At 73.2% G+C, this 16,483-nt stretch carries 15 protein-coding genes; 7 read left to right on the top strand and 8 right to left on the bottom strand.

The window, feature by feature from the left end:
* Positions 1 to 63: 63 nt before the first annotated feature.
* Positions 64 to 2,397 (bottom strand): lamin tail domain-containing protein, encoded by a 2,334-nt coding sequence (locus ACY34I_RS18690; RefSeq protein WP_462756264.1) that lies wholly within the window; start codon positions 2,395 to 2,397, stop codon positions 64 to 66.
* Positions 2,398 to 2,637: 240 nt separating this feature from the next.
* Here ACY34I_RS18690 and ACY34I_RS18685 point away from each other — a divergent pair, with 240 nt between their 5' ends.
* Entirely contained in the window at positions 2,638 to 3,168 is a 531-nt protein-coding gene (locus ACY34I_RS18685; protein ID WP_462756263.1) for a hypothetical protein, read from the top strand.
* Positions 3,169 to 3,176: 8 nt separating this feature from the next.
* On the opposite strand, the gene ACY34I_RS18680 is transcribed toward ACY34I_RS18685, so the two are convergent.
* Together ACY34I_RS18680 and ACY34I_RS18675 are read right to left on the bottom strand one after the other, a co-directional pair.
* Positions 3,177 to 4,772: a glycosyltransferase family 2 protein gene (locus ACY34I_RS18680; protein ID WP_462756262.1), complete on the bottom strand. Its 1,596-nt coding sequence runs from the start codon at positions 4,770 to 4,772 to the stop codon at positions 3,177 to 3,179.
* Entirely contained in the window at positions 4,769 to 6,142 is a 1,374-nt protein-coding gene (locus ACY34I_RS18675; RefSeq protein WP_462756261.1) for a glycosyltransferase family 4 protein, read from the bottom strand. The genes ACY34I_RS18680 and ACY34I_RS18675 overlap by 4 nt, the downstream gene beginning before the upstream one ends.
* Positions 6,143 to 6,468: 326 nt before the next feature.
* Here ACY34I_RS18675 and ACY34I_RS18670 point away from each other — a divergent pair, with 326 nt between their 5' ends.
* Both ACY34I_RS18670 and ACY34I_RS18665 read left to right on the top strand, forming a co-directional pair.
* Positions 6,469 to 7,539, top strand: coding sequence for a glycosyltransferase family 2 protein (locus ACY34I_RS18670; RefSeq protein ID WP_462756260.1), 1,071 nt, complete (start codon positions 6,469 to 6,471; stop codon positions 7,537 to 7,539).
* A 10-nt stretch (positions 7,540 to 7,549) separates the two neighbouring features.
* On the top strand, positions 7,550 to 8,689 hold the full coding sequence (locus ACY34I_RS18665; protein ID WP_462756259.1) for a glycosyltransferase: 1,140 nt from the start codon (positions 7,550 to 7,552) through the stop codon (positions 8,687 to 8,689).
* A 6-nt stretch (positions 8,690 to 8,695) separates the two neighbouring features.
* Here ACY34I_RS18665 and ACY34I_RS18660 read toward each other — a convergent pair whose 3' ends face one another.
* Together ACY34I_RS18660 and ACY34I_RS18655 are read right to left on the bottom strand one after the other, a co-directional pair.
* Complete coding sequence (locus ACY34I_RS18660) at positions 8,696 to 9,835, bottom strand: fatty acid desaturase family protein (protein WP_462756258.1); 1,140 nt, start codon at positions 9,833 to 9,835, stop codon at positions 8,696 to 8,698.
* A gap of 15 nt (positions 9,836 to 9,850) precedes the next feature.
* Entirely contained in the window at positions 9,851 to 10,933 is a 1,083-nt protein-coding gene (locus ACY34I_RS18655; protein WP_462756257.1) for a ferredoxin reductase, read from the bottom strand.
* Between the two features lie 83 nt (positions 10,934 to 11,016).
* On the opposite strand from ACY34I_RS18655, the gene ACY34I_RS18650 reads away from it, so the two are divergent.
* Positions 11,017 to 12,243, top strand: a complete 1,227-nt coding sequence (locus tag ACY34I_RS18650) for a PucR family transcriptional regulator (protein WP_462756256.1) — start codon at positions 11,017 to 11,019, stop codon at positions 12,241 to 12,243.
* Between the two features lie 66 nt (positions 12,244 to 12,309).
* Positions 12,310 to 12,834 carry a hypothetical protein gene (locus ACY34I_RS18645; protein WP_462756255.1) on the top strand — a complete coding sequence of 175 codons (525 nt, stop codon included), beginning with the start codon at positions 12,310 to 12,312 and terminating at the stop codon, positions 12,832 to 12,834.
* A 4-nt stretch (positions 12,835 to 12,838) separates the two neighbouring features.
* Here ACY34I_RS18645 and sigJ read toward each other — a convergent pair whose 3' ends face one another.
* Positions 12,839 to 13,756, bottom strand: a complete 918-nt coding sequence (sigJ, locus tag ACY34I_RS18640; protein WP_462756254.1) for an RNA polymerase sigma factor SigJ — start codon at positions 13,754 to 13,756, stop codon at positions 12,839 to 12,841.
* A 100-nt stretch (positions 13,757 to 13,856) separates the two neighbouring features.
* Here sigJ and ACY34I_RS18635 point away from each other — a divergent pair, with 100 nt between their 5' ends.
* Positions 13,857 to 14,225: a hypothetical protein gene (locus ACY34I_RS18635; RefSeq protein WP_462756253.1), complete on the top strand. Its 369-nt coding sequence runs from the start codon at positions 13,857 to 13,859 to the stop codon at positions 14,223 to 14,225.
* A gap of 47 nt (positions 14,226 to 14,272) precedes the next feature.
* Here the strand turns inward: ACY34I_RS18635 and ACY34I_RS18630 are convergent, their stop codons facing one another.
* Positions 14,273 to 15,037 (bottom strand): hypothetical protein, encoded by a 765-nt coding sequence (locus ACY34I_RS18630; protein ID WP_462756252.1) that lies wholly within the window; start codon positions 15,035 to 15,037, stop codon positions 14,273 to 14,275.
* Between the two features lie 172 nt (positions 15,038 to 15,209).
* On the opposite strand from ACY34I_RS18630, the gene ACY34I_RS18625 reads away from it, so the two are divergent.
* Positions 15,210 to 15,920 (top strand): hypothetical protein, encoded by a 711-nt coding sequence (locus tag ACY34I_RS18625; RefSeq protein ID WP_462756251.1) that lies wholly within the window; start codon positions 15,210 to 15,212, stop codon positions 15,918 to 15,920.
* Positions 15,921 to 15,925: 5 nt separating this feature from the next.
* Here the strand turns inward: ACY34I_RS18625 and ACY34I_RS18620 are convergent, their stop codons facing one another.
* Positions 15,926 to 16,477 carry a GNAT family N-acetyltransferase gene (locus tag ACY34I_RS18620; RefSeq protein ID WP_462756250.1) on the bottom strand — a complete coding sequence of 184 codons (552 nt, stop codon included), beginning with the start codon at positions 16,475 to 16,477 and terminating at the stop codon, positions 15,926 to 15,928.
* Between the last annotated feature and the right edge of the window lie 6 nt (positions 16,478 to 16,483).

Raw genomic sequence — 16,483 nt, 5'->3', positions numbered from 1 at the left:
CGACCGTAGCTCGGCCCGCTGGCGCCGCCCAGTGCTTTTCGCACCAGGCGGCGCCGCGGCCGGTCAGAAGGTCAGCCGGACCACCTGGGGTTCGTGGTCGGAGACCTGGGTCGGGAACTCGCTGTTGACGTGCACCACGTCGTAGGCGTACGGCTGGGTGGCCAGCCAGGAGGAGAGCAGGATGTGGTCGAGGACCTGCGAGTTGCCTTCGTACACGTAGGTGTAGCGCTCGGCCACCGGCAGCGTGCGCGGCAGGTCGACCAGCTCCCCGGAGCCGACCAGCAGGTCGGCGGTCCGGCTGAACTCGTAGTCGTTGATGTCGCCGAGGACGACGATCGCCGCGTTCGGGTCGACGGCGCGGATCGAGTCGACGAACCCGTTCACGATGGTCGCCTGCTGGTGGCGCTGGGTCTCCGACGACGCGGCCGGGGGCTGGTAGCGGCCCATCAGCGGCTGGTCGCCGCCCTTGGAGTTGAAGTGGTTGGCGATCACGAACAGCGGCCGTCCGTTCCAGCGGAACTCGCCGGCGAGCGGCTTGCGGCTGGCGTTGAACGCCGTGTCGGCCGGCTTCACCCGCCCCGGCGAGTACGACAGCTGCGGCACCCCGCCGGCGTTGTTGACCGTGGTGGCGGCGGTCGCGGTGCCGCCCGGCCGGTCGGTGAAGGAGAGCCCGCGGTCGGTCCGGAACAGGAAAACCTGGCGGATGTTGCCGCCCGGCTCACCGCCGTCCGCATCGTTGGTCGGGTTGATCTGCCGGTACGCGTACGACGGGCCGCCCTTGGCGCTGATCGCCGCGATCAGCTTGCTCATGGTCTGGTCGCAGGCGACCGCGCCGTTGTCGGTGGGCCCGTTGTTGTCCTGGACCTCCTCCAGAGCCAACAGGTCGGGCGAGCGGAGGTTGGTGACGATCTGGCCGGCTAGGGCGTCGAACTTGCTCTGCGGGTCGGCCGGGTCGAGGTTCTCCACGTTGAACGTCGCGACCGCGAGCTGGCCGGCGCCCGCGGCGGTGGTGGTCTCGGCGGTGAGCCCGCCGGACACCCGGGCCGGGAATGACGACGGCAGTAGGAAGTAGTTGCCGAAGTCGTAGCTGAGCACACCGGTCAGGGCGGCGCCGAAGGTGTCGCCGACGGTCACGGTCGGGGCGGCGGCCAGGGTGTCGCCGACCATCACCCGCTCCGGGTTGAAGTCGCCGGCCTGGGTGACGATGCCGCCGCGGGCGCTGCGTACGCCGGAGCCGCCGGGCACGACCGGGAACTCGCCGTACTTGTTGGTCGGGCCGACCACGGCCGCTGCGGCGATCTGCACCCGCATGCCCTCCAGCGACTCCCAAAAGTCGAGGCCGTCGCTGGCCGGGTCGAAGGTGCCGGAGGTCTCCACGTTGCCGGTGGCGTCGTCCTCGATGACCGCGCCCGGCGGCACCCGGCCGCCGGTGCCGACCACGGTCGCCGCGGGCAGCGGCTTGCCGGTGCCGAGGGTGCTCTTGCTGGAGTACGCCAGGGTGGTCATGGTCAGGTTGTTGGTCGCCCCGCCGGGGCGTACCTCGCTGACGCTGCCGGTGACCGAGACGTCGTCGCCGACGGTGACGGTGGGCGCGCCCGAGGTGGCGACGTAGAGCCCCTCGGAGGTGGCGTCGGACGTGTCCGGGCAGGGGTCCTGGATCCAGAAACCGCTGCTGGACTTCGCGGTGACGATGCCCCTGGTGGTACGGGTGCCGGTGAGCGCGGCGAGGTGACCGGCGCCCTGGATGTCCCGGATCCGGGTGCCGGTCGGGCAGGACCCGCCGCCCCCGCCGCCACTGGCGGCGTTCGTCGGGGTGGGCGTCCCGGCGGCGAAGTCGGCCGCGTTGTTGTCGGTGTCGGTGGCGGGGTTGGTGCGGGCGACGGAGGCGGTGTTCGAGCCGCCCGGCGCAGGGGTGCCCTCGGCGCTGCTGGCCGACGAACCGTAGCCGACGAAGTCCCGGTTGCCGGCCGCGAACGCGCAGCCGGTGGAGCAGGTCAGGGCGGTGGTGGTGGTCCGCAGCGCGACCTTGCCCGTGGCGGCGGAGAGGTTGGTGGTGCCGGTGGCGTCGGCGGTGGGCAGGGCCGCGCCGGTGGTGCCGCCGGAGGCGAGCTTGACCAGGTAGCGGCCGCCCGCGGCGATCGAGCCGGACAGTGCAGTCACCGACCAGCTGCTGCCGGACGCCGAGGCGTACTGGACGCTCCAGCCGGTGAGGCTGACGCTGGCGGAGGATCGGTTGTAGAGCTCGACAAAGTCGTTCTGGTACGTGGCGCCGGTGTTGCCACCGCCACCGTAGATCTCGCTGAGGACGACGTCGGGGGACGCCGCCGCGGCCGGCGCGGCGAGCAGGGTCGCCGCGAGGACGCCGGTCGCGAGACCGGCCAGCACATGTCGACGCATGGTGCCTCCAGGCAGGACGCCCGGGCGAAGGGGGTGTCCGCCCGGACGGGGTGAGCCGGCCCGGGACGAACCCGAACCGCATAGGGGTTTGTCTATCATTACCGATTCAATCGATCTTGCGGAAGCCCACCCCTGGCAACATGGACGTGAACAGCGCCTGACGCGTCGCCGGGCAGCCGGAGCCGGGCAGCTCTGCGATGATCGGTCGATTCCGATCCCCGGACGGGAACGAGGGTATCGATGCGACGGGTGCTCGCACTGCTCGTGGCCGCGGTCGTCGCCGCCGGCTGTTCCCTCGGCGAGGTGCTGGCCGACTACGGCGACCCGGTGGACCTGCGCGCGGCGGACGTGGTGGGCACCTGGCGCAGCGGCTCGAAGCGCGTCATCACCTTCGACGACCACGGCGGCTTCACCGCGGAGTGGCTTCCCCACGACGTGTTCGACGAGTTTCTGCCCGTCGACGTCGGCCGGGACGCGAACATCACCGGGTCGGGCACCTGGGCGGTGGAGGCACCATTCGCGAATCCGGACGGGCCCAGCTCCAGGGTGGCGTTGACGGTCGATGAGCTGGCCGGCGCGAGCACTGGCAAGGGATCGTTCGAGCTCTCCGCCCTGCGCCAGGGCGGACGGGTCCGGCTCCTCTTCTTCTACGTCGGCCCCGGCGGGAACAGCTGGACCGCGTACGAGAAATGCGACGACTGCCCGCCGGGCGTGACCCCCTCGCCATCCGTCAAGGCGAGCCGCGAGGCGGTCCCCCGGCAGCACCGCTGACGTACGCGCTACCTGATCCGGCGCAGGATCCGGCGCAGCTGGGCGGCCACCCGGGCGGCGGTCACCGGCACCACGGAGATCATCAGCCGGCCGGACTCGTCGAGCACCGGAGTGACCACGTACAGCCGGGCGCCGCGCCGCCGCAGCAGCGGGGCGGTCACGCGTACCCGGGGAGCACGCACGGCGGCCGAGCCGGCCGCGCCGGTGGCCGTCTGCGCACCGGCCGCCCGGGCCGGGTCGAAGTCGCCGACCTGGGCGGAGACCGCCCGCCGCTGCCCGGTGGGGCCGGTGCCGGCGAGCAGGTCGCTGGCGCGGAACCGGATCCGCAGGGTGGTGCCCCCGGAGCCAGTGTCGACGGTGGTGACCTCGCCCGGAATCTCCTCGGCGCTGACGGCCAGGGGTTCCGCGCCCACGGCGGCCAGGTCCGGCAGCGGGCTGGCCGCGGTGATGGTGAGCACCTTCTCGCCGCGCTCGTCGGTCTCCCAGGCCAGCGCCGTGGCATCGAGCTTGGCGTACCAGTCCGGGGGCACCTCGAAGCAGGCGTCCGGCAGGCCGCGGGCCGGGTCGCGGAAGCCGGGGTAGGCGGCGTACCGGCGGCCGCCCTCGACGACCGTCGGCGGCACGCCGCCCCGTGCGTCCTGCCGGATCACGGCGAGCAGGTCGTCGAGCGCGCCGTCGCGGGTCAGCGCCAGCCGGATCCGGGTCTCGGCGTTGAGCTGGGCGGCGATCCCCTCGGTGAGGTGGGCGCGGACCAGCCGTCCGATGCCGTCGTGCACAAGCTGCTGGGTCTCCCGGTCAAGGCGCAGGAGGTCGTCCTCCAGCAGCTTGGCGATCTCGTGGTCGAAGCGGCGGGCGAGGATGGCGTCGCGCTGCCGGCCCGCCGGGATCAGCTCGGCGACGAACGCGGTGGTCGCCTCGACGGTCCGCAGCCGGTCGGCGTGCCGGCTCAGGTAGGTGATGTTGGTGGCACGGTGCCGGCGGACCGCGTAGTAGCAGTCGTAGTCGGCCAGCACCGAGATGCGCCTGGCCCGGTAGCAGGCCTCCAGCGTGAACGGCAGGTCGCTGCCGAGCGGCAGGTCCTCCCGATAGCGGATGCCGTACTTCTCCAGCAGCTCGCGCCGGAACAGCTTGGTGTTGGCCAGCGAGCGCGGCAGCGGCGAGTCGAACAGGTCCACGTCGACCTGGTTGCGGGCGAAGATGTCCTGGTAGATGTGGCGGCTGTTGACCCCCACCACCCGGCCCAGCATGACGTCGGACTCCCACGCGTCGGCCGCCTCGACGAGCCGGCGCAGGGCGTCGGGGCTTAGATGGTCGTCGGCGCCGACGAAGAAGACGTACCGGCCGGTGGCCGCGTCCAGACCCCGGTTGAATGGGGCCGCGGGGCCGCCGGAGTTGGCCTGGTGGATGACGGTGAACACCCCGGGGTGGCGGGCGGCGTACCGGTCCAGCTCGGCGCCGCTGCCGTCGGTCGACCCGTCGTCCACCGCGACGACCTGGAGCCGGTCCAGGCCGATCGTCTGCGCCACCAGCGAGTCCAGGCATTGGATCAGGTACGGCATGGTGTTGTAGACCGCCACCACCACGCTCACGTCGGGGGCGTTCACCGCGCCTGCGCCTCCACGGTCGACTCCTCCGAGGTCAGCAGCCGCCGGTAGAGCGCGTCCAGCCGCTGCGCCTGCGCCTCCCAGGTCCAGCCGGGCAACGGCGAATCCGGCCCCGCGTACGCGGCCCGGTAGCGGTCCGGGTCGGCGAGCACGGTGCGGACGGCGCGGACCAGGTCGGCGATGTCCCGGGCACGGAACACCTCGCCCTGGCCGGTGGCCCGGACCGTCTCCGCCATGGTCCGCACGTCGCTGACCACGATCGGCAGCCGGGCGTGCGAGTACTCGAAGAACTTGGTGATCAGGGCGATCTCGTGGTTCGGCCAGTGGTGCAGCGGGATGAGGCCCGCGTCGGCGCCGCTCAGGAACGACACCACCTGCCGGTGCGGCACGTACGGCACCGGGTGCACCCGGTCGGCCACGCTGAGCCGGGCGGCCCGGGCGGCGAGCTGCCGCACGTACGCCGCGGTGGGGTCGCCCACCACCAGCGCCAGGTGCACCCCGGGCAGCCGGGGCAGCGCGTCGACCACCGTGTCCAGGCCGCGCTGTGGGGCCATCGCGCCGCTGTAGACGAGCAGCGGGGTGTCCCGGTCGACGCCGCAGAGCCGCCGCAGATCCGGGGCGGGCTCGGGGTCGCCGGCGTCGGCGGTCGCCGGCGCGTTGAGCAGCACGGTCGGGCGTTCGGCCAGGTCGTGGTCGCGCTGCAGCAGCTCGGCGAGGGTGTCCGAGACGGTGACCACGGCGTCGGCGTACCCGACGTACTCCCGAACGTAGGCCAGGTGGGCGGGGAGCCAGCGGGCGTTGTCCCGCCGGGGCCTGGCGCCGGGGAGCCACTCGTGCGCGTCCCAGACCAGCTTCGCTGGGCGGCCGGCGGCCCGGGCGCGCAGCACGGCGCGGGCGGCCACCCCGAGCATGCGGAAGTCGTGGGCGTGGACCAGGTCCGGCCGCAGCTCGTCGATGACCGGGCCGAAGAGCCGCTCGTAGCCCCAGAGCCCCGGCTCCAGCCGCCGCCAGGCCCGGTCGCCGTGCACCGCCCGCCAGAGGAGGACCTGGGCGTACTCGACCGGTCGCCGGGCCAGCCGGGCGGCCCGCAGCGGCAGCCCGCCACGACGGACCAGCCGGTGGCGGAGCCCCCGGGTCCCGGCCTGCGCGCCGGTCGGCCCGCCCATCGGCAGCACCCGCACCTTGGCCCGGCCGAGCCGCCAGTCCCGCTCGCCGCCGGTCGGGGCGCAGCCGAGCAGGGTCACGTCCCAGCCCGCGTCGGCCGCCGACCGGGCCGCCTTCTGCACCCGGGAGTCCCCCTCGACGGCGTTGTCGACGAGCATCACCACCCGGCCCCGGGGGGCGGGCGGCGCCGCGGCGTCGAGCTGCATGAACGATCTCTCCATTCTCCGTCCGGCCGGTGCCGGGCGAAGTGTACGGCAGATTCACCGGCCGGCAAGGCGACGGGCCGGGGCCGGTCGAATTGCGCCGCAACCGCTGCCGAACCGGCCGATCCGTAGGGCTCTCACCTGGGAAGACACCAAGGATAGTCCGTTTCGGAAGGCGATCGGCATTCGTTGTTAACCCGATGCACACGTAGCGCCGATTACGTTCTCAGGACCATTCGGAGCGGCCCCCGCCCGGCAAATTCACCGACCTCGCCTGGTTCGACGGCGGCAAATACAACTCGAAGTCACGTATGAGTGGGCAGGTATTCATGACCCGTACACCTGACGTCAGCGTGGTCATCCCGACCTGCGACCGGCCGGAGCTGGTGCTCCGCGCCGTCCGCAGTGCACTGGCCCAGACCGTCGACACCATCGAGGTCATCGTCGTGGTCGACGGCGGGGACGAGGCGACCCGGATCGCCCTGGCCGGGGTGCCGGACGACCGGCTGCGGGTGGTGTCGCTGCCCGAGCGCGGCGGCGCCCCGAACGCCCGCAACGTCGGGGCCCGGGAGGCCCGGGCGGCGTGGACCGCCTTCCTGGACGACGACGACGAGTGGCTGCCGGAGAAGCTGGCGGTGCAGCTGGCGGCGGCCGGAAGCGCCCAGGCGCCGCTGCCGATCGTGGCCAGCCGGCTGGTCAACCGGACCCCGCGGGCCGAGTTCGTACTGCCCCGCCGGCTGCCCGAACCGGGCGAGCCGATCAGCGAGTACCTCACCGTGCGCCGCGGGCTGTTCCACGGCGACGGGTTCATCCAGACCTCGACCATCATGGCGCCGACCGACCTGCTGCGCCGGGTCCCGTTCACCGTCGGGCTGCGCCGGCAGCAGGAGCTGGACTGGACGCTGCGGGCGGTCAGCCACCCGGACGTCGAGCTCGTCATGACCGAGGAGGCGCTGGTCGTCTGGCACCAGGACGAGGACCGGCCGCGGATCAGCCTGGAGTCGCCCTGGGCGGCCCAGTTCGAGTGGCTGCGGGAGATCCGCCCGCTGCTCACCCCACGGGCGTACGCGGCGCTGGCGATGAGCGTGATCAGCTCGATGGCGGCGACCACGCGCAGCTTCCGCGTGTTCCGGCTGCTGCTCGCCGAGGCCCGCCGGCACGGCCGCCCGAGCCTCATCGACTACGTGACCTACCTGCAGATCTGGCTGATCCCGCCGGACCTGCGGCACCGGCTGCGTGACCGGGTGCTCAACCGCCGCCGCGGCGGGCAGCCGGCGCCGGAGCAGCCCGCCACGGACACCGCGATGCCCGGCCCCCGGGCCGGCCACGCCGAGCCGACGCCGTCGGCGGTCGGGGACCCGGAGCCGGTGGCCGGGTCCGGCGGCGGCGGACGGCCGTAGGGTCGCGGTCATGTCCCACTCCAGGGCGGTGATCTGGCGCAGCCACCTGCTGCCCGGGTCGGAGACCTTCGTCCGCAACCAGGGTGACGCGCTGACCCGCTGGGCGCCCCACTACCTGGGCGCGGTCAAGGTGGCCTCCCCGCTGGCCCGGGACGGCGACACCATCGCCTTCTCCGACGACCCGCGCGGCCGAGCCGAACTGCTCGGGCTCAAGCTCACCGGCCGGTCGGCCCGACTCGACGCGGCGCTGGCGCGGCTGGCGCCGGACCTGGTGCACGCCCACTTCGGCGGCGACGGCTGGCTGGTCAGCGGCAGCGCGCGGCGGCTCGGCGTACCCCTGGTGGTGACCCTGCACGGGCAGGACGTGACCCGGCAACCCGCGCTGCCCGGGGCGCGCGGGGCCCGCAACCGGCGGCACCTGCGCCAGGCGTTCGACCGGGCGGCGCTGGTCATCGCCGTGTCGGGGTTCATCCGCGACCGGGCGGTCGCCCTCGGCGCCGACCCGGCGAAGGTACGGGTGCACCACATCGGCGTGCCGGTCCCGCCGCTGCCGGCGGCGACGCCAAAGCGGTGGGACGTCATCTTCGTCGGCCGGTTCGTGGCCAAGAAGGGCGTCGACGACCTGGTGGAGGCGGTGGGGATGCTGCCCGCCGCGCGCCGGCCCCGGCTGCTGCTGGTGGGCAACGGGCCGCTCGAGGCGCCGGTCCGGCGCCGGGCCGCCGAGCTCGGCCTGGACGCCGCGTTCCTCGGCGCGCAGAGCCCGGCGGCGGTCCGGCGGCACCTGGCCGAGTCGCGGATCCTGGCGGCGCCGTCGCGGACCGCCCCGGACGGCGACTGCGAAGGCCTGCCCACCACCATCCTGGAGGCGGGCAGCGCCGGCCTGCCGGCGGTGGCGACCTGGCACAGCGGCATCCCGGAGGCGGTGCGGCACGGCGAGACCGGCCTGCTCTGCGCCGAACGGGACCGGGCCGCCCTCGCCGAGCACCTGGACACGCTGCTCGGCGACGAGGCGCTGCGGACCCGCCTGGGCGCGGCCGCCCGCGCGCACGTCGAGGCGCACTTCGACCTGCACCGGCAGACCCGCCTGCTGGAGGAGCTGTACGACGAGGCGCGCTCCGGCCGACCGGCCGGCCAGGCGACGCGGGCGTGACGCCGGTCAGGCGCCCGCGGAGACCAGCGGCGCCGGGGCCATCGGCTTCGGCGCCTTGCTCTTGCGGTTCGGCAGGGACAGGCGGATGACCTTCCACCACGCGGAGGCCACCTGCTTGGGCAGCGGTCCGGTGGTGTACTTCAGCCCGTACCGGTCGAAGAGCGCCCGGACCTGCGGGGCGATCTCCTGATAGCGGTTGCTCGGCAGGTCGGGGAAGAGGTGGTGCTCGATCTGGTACGACAGGTTGCCGGTCATGATGTGCAGCAGCCGGCTGCCGCTGATGTTGGCCGAGCCGAGCATCTGCCGCAGGTACCACTCGCCCCGGGTCTCACCCTCGATCGAGGTCTTCTCGAAGGTCTCCACCCCGCTGGGGAAGTGGCCGCACATGATCACCGAGTGGCTCCACACGTTGCGGATCAGGTTCGCGGTGAAGGTGGCGGCCAGGGTGGACAGGAACGACGGGCCGGACAGCAGCGGGTGCACCACGTAGTCCTTGAGCACCTGGCGGCGGATCTTGCGGCCGACCGCCCTGGCCCGGGCCCGGAACTCGGGCTTCTTGTGCCCGCCGTCGCGCAGGTTCTGGCCCAGCTCCAGGTCGTACGCGGCGATGCCGTACTCGAAGAAGCAGGCGTTGAGGAGGTTGTAGAACGGCTGGCCCAGGTGGCCCGGGCTCCACGGCTGGTCCTCGTCGACCCGCATGATGCCGTATCCGAGGTCGTTGTCCTTGCCGAGCACGTTGGTGTAGCGGTGGTGCAGCTCGTTGTGCGACTGCTTCCACTGGTCGGCCGGGGAGACGTGGTCCCACTCCCAGGTGGTCGAGTGGATCTTGGGATCGCGCATCCAGTCCCACTGGCCGTGCAGGACGTTGTGGCCGATCTCCATGTTGTCCAGGATCTTGGCGACCGTGAGGCCGGCGGTGCCGACGATCCAGGCCGGCGGGAACAGCGAGAAGAGCAGCACCGCGCGGCTGCTCAACTCCAGCGTCCGCTGGGTCTTGATCAACCGCCGGATGTAGCGGGCGTCCCGCTCCCCCCTGTCGGCGATCACCCGGTCCCGGATGGCGTCCAGCTCCTTGCCGAGGATCTCGATGTCCTCGGCGGAGAGGTGGGCGATCGGGTTCACGGCCTTCTTCTGGATCGCGGTCACGTCGGGGGCCTCCTGTCAGATTTCGATGTCGCAGGTACCGGCGGCCGCCGACACGCACGTCTGGATGAGCACGCCGTCGCCGGGCACGGCGGTGGTCAGGTCCCCGTTGCGCAGATCCCGGACCGCGCCCTGGCGCAACGGCACCACACAGCCGAAGCAGATCCCCATCCGGCAGCCCGACGGCATGAGCACCCCGGCCTCCTCCCCCGCGTCCAGCAGCGGCGTACCCCCGTCGGCCTCGACCGTCACACCCGCGCCCGTGAAGGTGACCGTGCCGCCCTCCCCCGGCGAGATCACGGTCGGCCGGAACCGCTCGGTGTGCAGCCGCTCGGCCACGCCCCGGTCGGCCCAGTGCCGCTCGACCGCGTCGAGCAGGCCGATCGGGCCGCACGCCCAGGTCTGCCGCTCGGCGTGGTCGGGCACCAGGTCGGCCAGCTCGTGGACGCCGAGCAGCCCCTCGGTGTCGGTGTGCCGCTCGACCAGCCGCAGCGCGCCGGTCGCGGCGAGCGCCCGCAACTCGGCGCCGAAGATGACGTCGTCCCGGCTGGGCGCCGAGTGCACCAGCACCACGTCGGCCCGGGCCGTCAGGCCGGCCCGGAGCATCGCCATGACCGGGGTGATGCCGCTGCCGGCGGTGACGAAGAGGACCCGCTCGGGGGTCGCCGCGGGCAGCACGAAGTCGCCCTGCGCCTGGTCGAGCTGGACGATCGTGCCCGGCCGGATCCGGCGGACGAGGTGATTGCTGACCTTGCCGTCCGGGATCGCCTTCACCGTGACGGTGATCAGGCGGTCCGCGCCGCCCGGCACCGAGGTGACCGAGTACGCCCGCCACTGGCGAACCCCGTCGACGTCCACCCCGAGGCGCACGTACTGTCCGGGCAGGTGGCCACGCCAGCCGCGCCCCGGCTGGATGACCACGGTCGCCGCGTCCCGGGTCTCCGGGCGTACCGCCACGATCCGGCCACGCAGGGGTGCACCGGCCCGCAGCGGCGCGACCAGGTCGAGGTAGTCCGCCGGCAGCAGCGGGGTGGTGACCGTCTCGGCCATCCGCAGCAGCCGGTGCCGGAAGCTGGCCTTCGGGCGGGCGGTTGTGGTCATGTGACCAGGGTGGCTACGTGATCGCATAACATCTTGTCCGACAAAGGTGAATTGACCACGGCTTTTTGTGCGGAGTGAACAAGATGACGGAGGAGTCCGGGGCGGCACGGGGCGCCACGCATCTCGAACTGGACGAACGGGTAGCCTCCCGACTCCGCGACCGCCTGCCCGTGGTGGCCGAGCGGACGGTCAGCGCGATCACCGCCGAGGTGCCCGCCTACTCCGGCGCCCTCACCGGCGCGATGCGCGAGAAGATCGAAAACGCGGTACGCATCGCGCTCGGCACGTTCCTGCAGCTCATCGAGGGGGCACAGGCCATCGACCCGAGCACCCCGTTGGCCCCCGCCCTGGAGGCCGCGTACGCGCTCGGCAGCGGGGAGGCCCGCTCCGGGCGGAGCATGGACGCGCTGCTGGCCGCGTACCGGGTGGGCGCCCGGGTGGCCTGGCGGGAGGTCTCCGCCACCACGGTGCGCAGCGGGCTGGCCGCCGAGACGGTGGCCGAGTTCGCCGAGCTGATGTTCGCGTACATCGACGAGCTGTCGGCGGCCAGCGTGGCCGGGCACGCCGACGAGCTGGCCAGCGCCGGCCGGGCCCGCCGCCGCAACCTGGAACGCCTCACCCAGCAGCTGCTCGCCGGGGAGCCGGAGGAGATCCTGCGCCGCAGCGCCGAGCGGGCGGACTGGCCGCTGCCGCAGACCCTCACCGTCGTCCTGCTGCCCCGCCGCAACCTGCGGGCGGTGCTCGCCCTGCTCAGCCCGCACACCCTGGAGAGCGGCGAGGACCTGCCCGGCATGGACCCGGCCGAGGAGCTGGCCGTGCTGCTGGTGCCGGACATGCACGGCGGCCGGCGCCGCCAGCTCGCCCGGCTGCTGCCCGGCCACCGGGCGATGCTCGGGCCGGCCCGGCCGTGGCACCGGGTCGCCGCCTCCTACCAGCGGGCCACCCGGGCCCTCGCCCTCGGCCTCGGCGAGCCGGACGCCGGCCCGGTCGACACCGAGCAGCACCTCGCCGAGCTGCTGCTCAGCATGGATCCCGAGGGGCTGGCCGACCTGCGCGCCCAGGCGCTGCGCCCGCTGGCGGCGCTGCCCCCGGCCACCGCGTACCGGCTCGCCGAGACGCTGCGCGCCTGGCTGCTGCACCAGGGCCGCCGCGACGACGTGGCGGCCGACCTGTTCGTGCACCCGCAGACCGTCCGCTACCGGATGGGCAAGCTGCGCGAACTGTACGGCGACCGGCTGCACGACCCCGCCACGGTCCTCGACCTCACCCTGGCCCTGGCCGTGCCGCCGACCCCGCCCGCCACCGACTGAGCAGGGCCGGTCCGCTCCCCACCCGGCGGCGTGATCAAATTCGCGCACGACCGGTAGGGTCGCGCCATGTCCAGCGCCCTCCCTCCAACGTGGTTCGACACCGTCGCCGGCGGCTGGCCGAACCTGCTCCAAGGGCTGCTCAGCGGCGCGATCACCGGCGCGGTCGCGGCCGTGGTCAGCTTCGCCGTGGTCAACCGCACCAACGCCGGCGCCCGCCGGCTCTCACGCCGGCAGGAGGCCCGGCAGAAGCTCATCGAGGCGATCGAGGCGAGCATCCACACCTTCGTCGGTGTGCCCGACAGCCGGCCCTGGCGGGAGGACTACGAGGCGGTGGCCGTGCTCAACTTCCGGCTGCGGCTCGCCGCGGCGCTGGTCGCGGAACAGAACCCCCGCCTCGCCCAACGGGTGCAGGACGTGGCCGACCAACTGGCCGACGTGGCAGTGACCTGGCGCGAACAGGCCGACCTCCAACCCGACGACATGGCGCCCCGCCGGTACAACGCGGCGTACGCGGTGGTGTCGCCGCTCCAGGACGAGGTGGTCGACTGGTTGGGCCAGGTCAGCTCGCTTCCCCGGGACCGGTCCCGCTGAGTGCCTAGCCCTCCTGCGCCCACGGCCGCAGCTTCTCCGGGTTGCGGACCGCCCAGATCCGGGTGACGCGCCCGTCGGCGACGTCGAACGAGGCTACGGTCACGACGACGCCGGCACGCTGGGCCACCAGGCCCGGCACACCGTTGACCGACCGCTCCAGGAGTTCGAGCCCCGGCGCCTTGTCGGCGATGGCGACCAGGTACTGGGCGATGCGCGCGCCGCCCTCGACCGGGCGCAGGACGGTGCCGACCATGCCGCCGCCGTCGGCGGTCATTACGGCTGCCGGGTTGAGGAGACCGACGAGGGCTGCGATGTCCTTGGCCTCCCATGCCTCCTTGACCTGCCGCACCACGTCGGCCTGGCCGGTCGCCGGCACCGGAGCGCGCGCGACGCTCACCCGCCGTCGGGCGGAGGCCGCCAGCTGCTTGCAGGCCGCCGGGGTCCGGCCGAGAACGTCGGCGATCTCGGCGAACGGATACCGGAAGACCTCGTGCAGGACGAACGCCACCCGCTCGGCGGGCGTCATCGACTCCAGGACGATGAGGAAGGCCATGGCCACCGACTCGTCCAGAACGATCTGGTCGGCGGGGTCTGCGCGGCCGGTGGGGTCGACGCCGCCCGCGTGGTCCCACTCGGTGCGGTCGGGCAGCGGCTCGGGCAGCCACGCGCCGACATAGCGTTCACGGCGGGCCCGCGCCGAGCCGAGCAGGTCCAGGCAGATGCGGCTGGTCACCGTCGTCAGCCAGGCGCCGGGGGAGATGATCTCCTCCTGCCGGCTTCGCGGCAGCCCGTACCAGCGTGCGTAGGCATCCTGTACGGCGTCCTCGGCCTCGGTCACCGAACCGAGCAACCGGTAGGCGACATTGATCAGTTGGCGCCGCTCGCCGATTATCTCGTCCGCGCTGGTCGCGACAGTCCCCACGCTTCCGGCCGCCCCCTCGCCTTACCTTTCGCAGGCCCGCGTCGTCGGGCTGGTGAGACCTTATCGACCTACTGCCCGCGGGCGGAAAGGGGACTGTGACATGGCCACCCAGGTGACGGCGGACGCACCGCGCGGCTCCTCGTTCCTGCAGCTAGCGATCGCCCTGCAGACCCTGACCATCTTCCTTCAGGCGGTCTCCGCCGGACTGCTGCTGACCTCGTCCTACGGCGAGACGCTGCACAGTGTCGGAGCCCGGGTGATGTACGGGGCGTCGATGCTGTACGTGCTCGCGGCGGTGCTGGCGTGGAAGCCGGGCGGCAGTTCGCCCCGCGCTGTCTGGCACGCGTCAGGATTCCTCGTACTCGCCTCGGTCCAGGTCGTGCTGGGCATCGCGCACGTCCCGTCGGTCCATCTCCCCCTGGGTGTCCTGATGTTCGGTCTGAGTGTGCTGGCGCTGGCCCGGCGCTGAGGTCCGACGTCGGGTCGTTCTCGCCAGGCCCCGGGTGTGGGTGACCGTCAGGCGGGGATGTTCCAGGCGGACGCCGTGAAGGTGACCGAGCCGTCCTTGGGGGTCGCGGTCACCGAGAGGAGCACCAGCTTCCAGGTGTTGGCCGAGGAGCGTGCGGCGTCGATCGAGGTGGTGATGCAGTAGACCTGGCCGCTCCGCAGCGCCTGCTCCTCGCCCGCGATGGGGCTGGTCCGGATCTGGTCCGCGCACTCGTACGGGGTCACCTTGTCCGAGCTCACCTCGCCGGCATCGACGTCGTTGGTGAGGTTGATGTAGGGGGAACCCGTGCCGCACGGCCGGCGGAACTCCAGCTCGGCGACGCCGCTCTCGGTCTGCACACGCGGCTCGTCCAGGTCGATGTAGACGGTGTCGCTGCAGCCGGAGCCGGCCGGCACCCGCAGGGTCTCGGCGGTGTACTTGACCTCGTACCGGGTCTGCTTGTTCAGCTCGGGCACGGCGCCGGACTCGGTGGGTGCCGGCGCGTCGGTCGTCTGCTCCGCGGCGGGCGGACCCGACGTCGGCGGCTGGCTCGGCACGGCCCCCTCGCCGGCTGGCGACGCCACGGCGGAGAGCTTGTCGAGCGCCTCGTTCGCCCGGTCCGCCGCCCGCCAGGACAGCAGCGCCGAGACGAGGGCGAGCACCAGCGCCACCCCGGCGACCGCCACGGCCAGGAGACCGGCACCGGAGCGAGCCGGGCGGCCGGTGCTCGACGGGTCCGTGGCGCCGTCGTTCGCCGCGGCGGGCGGCGGAACGAAGGAATCCGGAATGCTCATCGCCTACCCGTATCCTCGAACTAGATCATCCACTGTGGTCGACCGACACCGTATCGCACCGGAGCATCCGCTAGGTTGTCGGCGATCCCTCGATCGAGCGTCCCTTGTACCTTGTCATGATCCGGCAGAATGACGCCGCGCAACGGCGTTTGGTTTCCTCAGGTGGCGAGCGGTGAGCACATCCCCCCAGCACGATCCGGCCGGTCCCGGCCGGCTGTCCGACGGTCGGCGCCCGCGCGACCGCGCCACCGCGATCGGCACGGTCATCGGCGCGCTGGGGCTGCTGGTGTCGGTCCTGGCCTGGCAGTGGCCCAAGGACCCCGCGGCCGACGCCACGCCCCCGCCGACGACCGCCGGCGGGGGCCAACCGGCCGGGCCGACGACCAGCTCGCCGGGCGGCCCGACGACCGGCTCGCAGTCGCCGTCCAGCACCGCCTCGTCCGGGCCGGGGGTCTACCTGGCCGACCTCACCCCGCGTAACGGCGAGGACAAGCTGGTCGACATCCCGCTCGCGGTTCGGAAGCGCCCCGACTACACCAGCCACGCCATCGCGATCCGCTGCCCGCGCAACGGCAGCGATCCGGCCACGGTGGTCACCTACCAGCTCTCCCGGCACTACCAGCAGTTCGACGCGACCGTGCACCCCTACTACCCGCCCGGCTCGGACCAACAGTCGGTCACCGTGGTGACCGCCATCCGCGGCGATCAGCAGTCGGACAGCCTCACCACCACCACGGTCGGCACGCAGCAGCAGGCACAACCGGGCAAGCCCCGCACTCTCACCGCGATCGTGGAAAGGGCGGACCAGCTCACTCTCCGCGTGGAGTGCGACGACCCGAGCGGCGTCGTGATGCTGACCGACGCCCGGCTCACCCCCGCCTGACCCGGTCAACCCGTCGCGTCGGGGTCGCCGAGCGCGAACACGACGATGCTCCGCCAGCCGTCGCCCGCCAGCTCGGTGCGGGTGCCGGTCCGGTGGAACCCGGACTTCTCCGCCACCCGGATCGAGGCCAGGTTCGCCTCGTCCGCCTCCAGGATCAGCCGCGCCAGACCCAGGTCGGCCAGGGCCCAGCGGGCCAGCAGCCGGACCGCCCGGGGCGCGACGCCCTGCCCCCGGCGCTGCGGGAACACCCCGTACGCGACGGTGGCCACCGTGTCGCTGCGGAACTGGAGGTTGATGCTCCCGACCGGTTCGTCGGTCGACGCGTCCGCGATCACCAGCGGGGCGGCCTTCCCACTGCGCCACATGTCCTCGCCCCGCGCCAGAAAGTCGCGGCGCGCCTGCGCGTCCATCGGCTCGTCGTCCAGCCAGCGGCGGATCTCCGGGTCGTGGCTGGCCGCGGCGATCGACTCGACGTCGGACTCCCGGCGCGGCCGCAGCGCGACCGTGCCGTCAGTCAGCGGCGTGGCCGGCGGTTCGATCGGCGCGGAACGGGTCATGGACGG

The organism is Micromonospora sp. RTBAU3-60 (assembly GCF_054963695.1).
Note: the sequence above shows the minus strand (reverse complement) of the source record. Positions and strands in the feature narration are given on the sequence as shown.

What these genes read in the sequence shown, in the direction of transcription:
- ACY34I_RS18655 (WP_462756257.1), bottom strand. Translation starts at nt 10,933, where the DNA reads ATGACCACAACCGCCCGCCCGAAGGCCAGCTTCCGGCACCGGCTGCTG.
- ACY34I_RS18645 (WP_462756255.1), top strand. Translation starts at nt 12,310, where the DNA reads ATGTCCAGCGCCCTCCCTCCAACGTGGTTCGACACCGTCGCCGGCGGC.
- ACY34I_RS18650 (WP_462756256.1), top strand. Translation starts at nt 11,017, where the DNA reads ATGACGGAGGAGTCCGGGGCGGCACGGGGCGCCACGCATCTCGAACTG.
- ACY34I_RS18670 (WP_462756260.1), top strand. Translation starts at nt 6,469, where the DNA reads ATGACCCGTACACCTGACGTCAGCGTGGTCATCCCGACCTGCGACCGG.
- ACY34I_RS18690 (WP_462756264.1), bottom strand. Translation starts at nt 2,397, where the DNA reads ATGCGTCGACATGTGCTGGCCGGTCTCGCGACCGGCGTCCTCGCGGCG.
- ACY34I_RS18665 (WP_462756259.1), top strand. Translation starts at nt 7,550, where the DNA reads ATGTCCCACTCCAGGGCGGTGATCTGGCGCAGCCACCTGCTGCCCGGG.
- ACY34I_RS18675 (WP_462756261.1), bottom strand. Translation starts at nt 6,142, where the DNA reads ATGCAGCTCGACGCCGCGGCGCCGCCCGCCCCCCGGGGCCGGGTGGTG.
- ACY34I_RS18635 (WP_462756253.1), top strand. Translation starts at nt 13,857, where the DNA reads ATGGCCACCCAGGTGACGGCGGACGCACCGCGCGGCTCCTCGTTCCTG.
- ACY34I_RS18630 (WP_462756252.1), bottom strand. Translation starts at nt 15,037, where the DNA reads ATGAGCATTCCGGATTCCTTCGTTCCGCCGCCCGCCGCGGCGAACGAC.
- ACY34I_RS18620 (WP_462756250.1), bottom strand. Translation starts at nt 16,477, where the DNA reads ATGACCCGTTCCGCGCCGATCGAACCGCCGGCCACGCCGCTGACTGAC.
- ACY34I_RS18685 (WP_462756263.1), top strand. Translation starts at nt 2,638, where the DNA reads ATGCGACGGGTGCTCGCACTGCTCGTGGCCGCGGTCGTCGCCGCCGGC.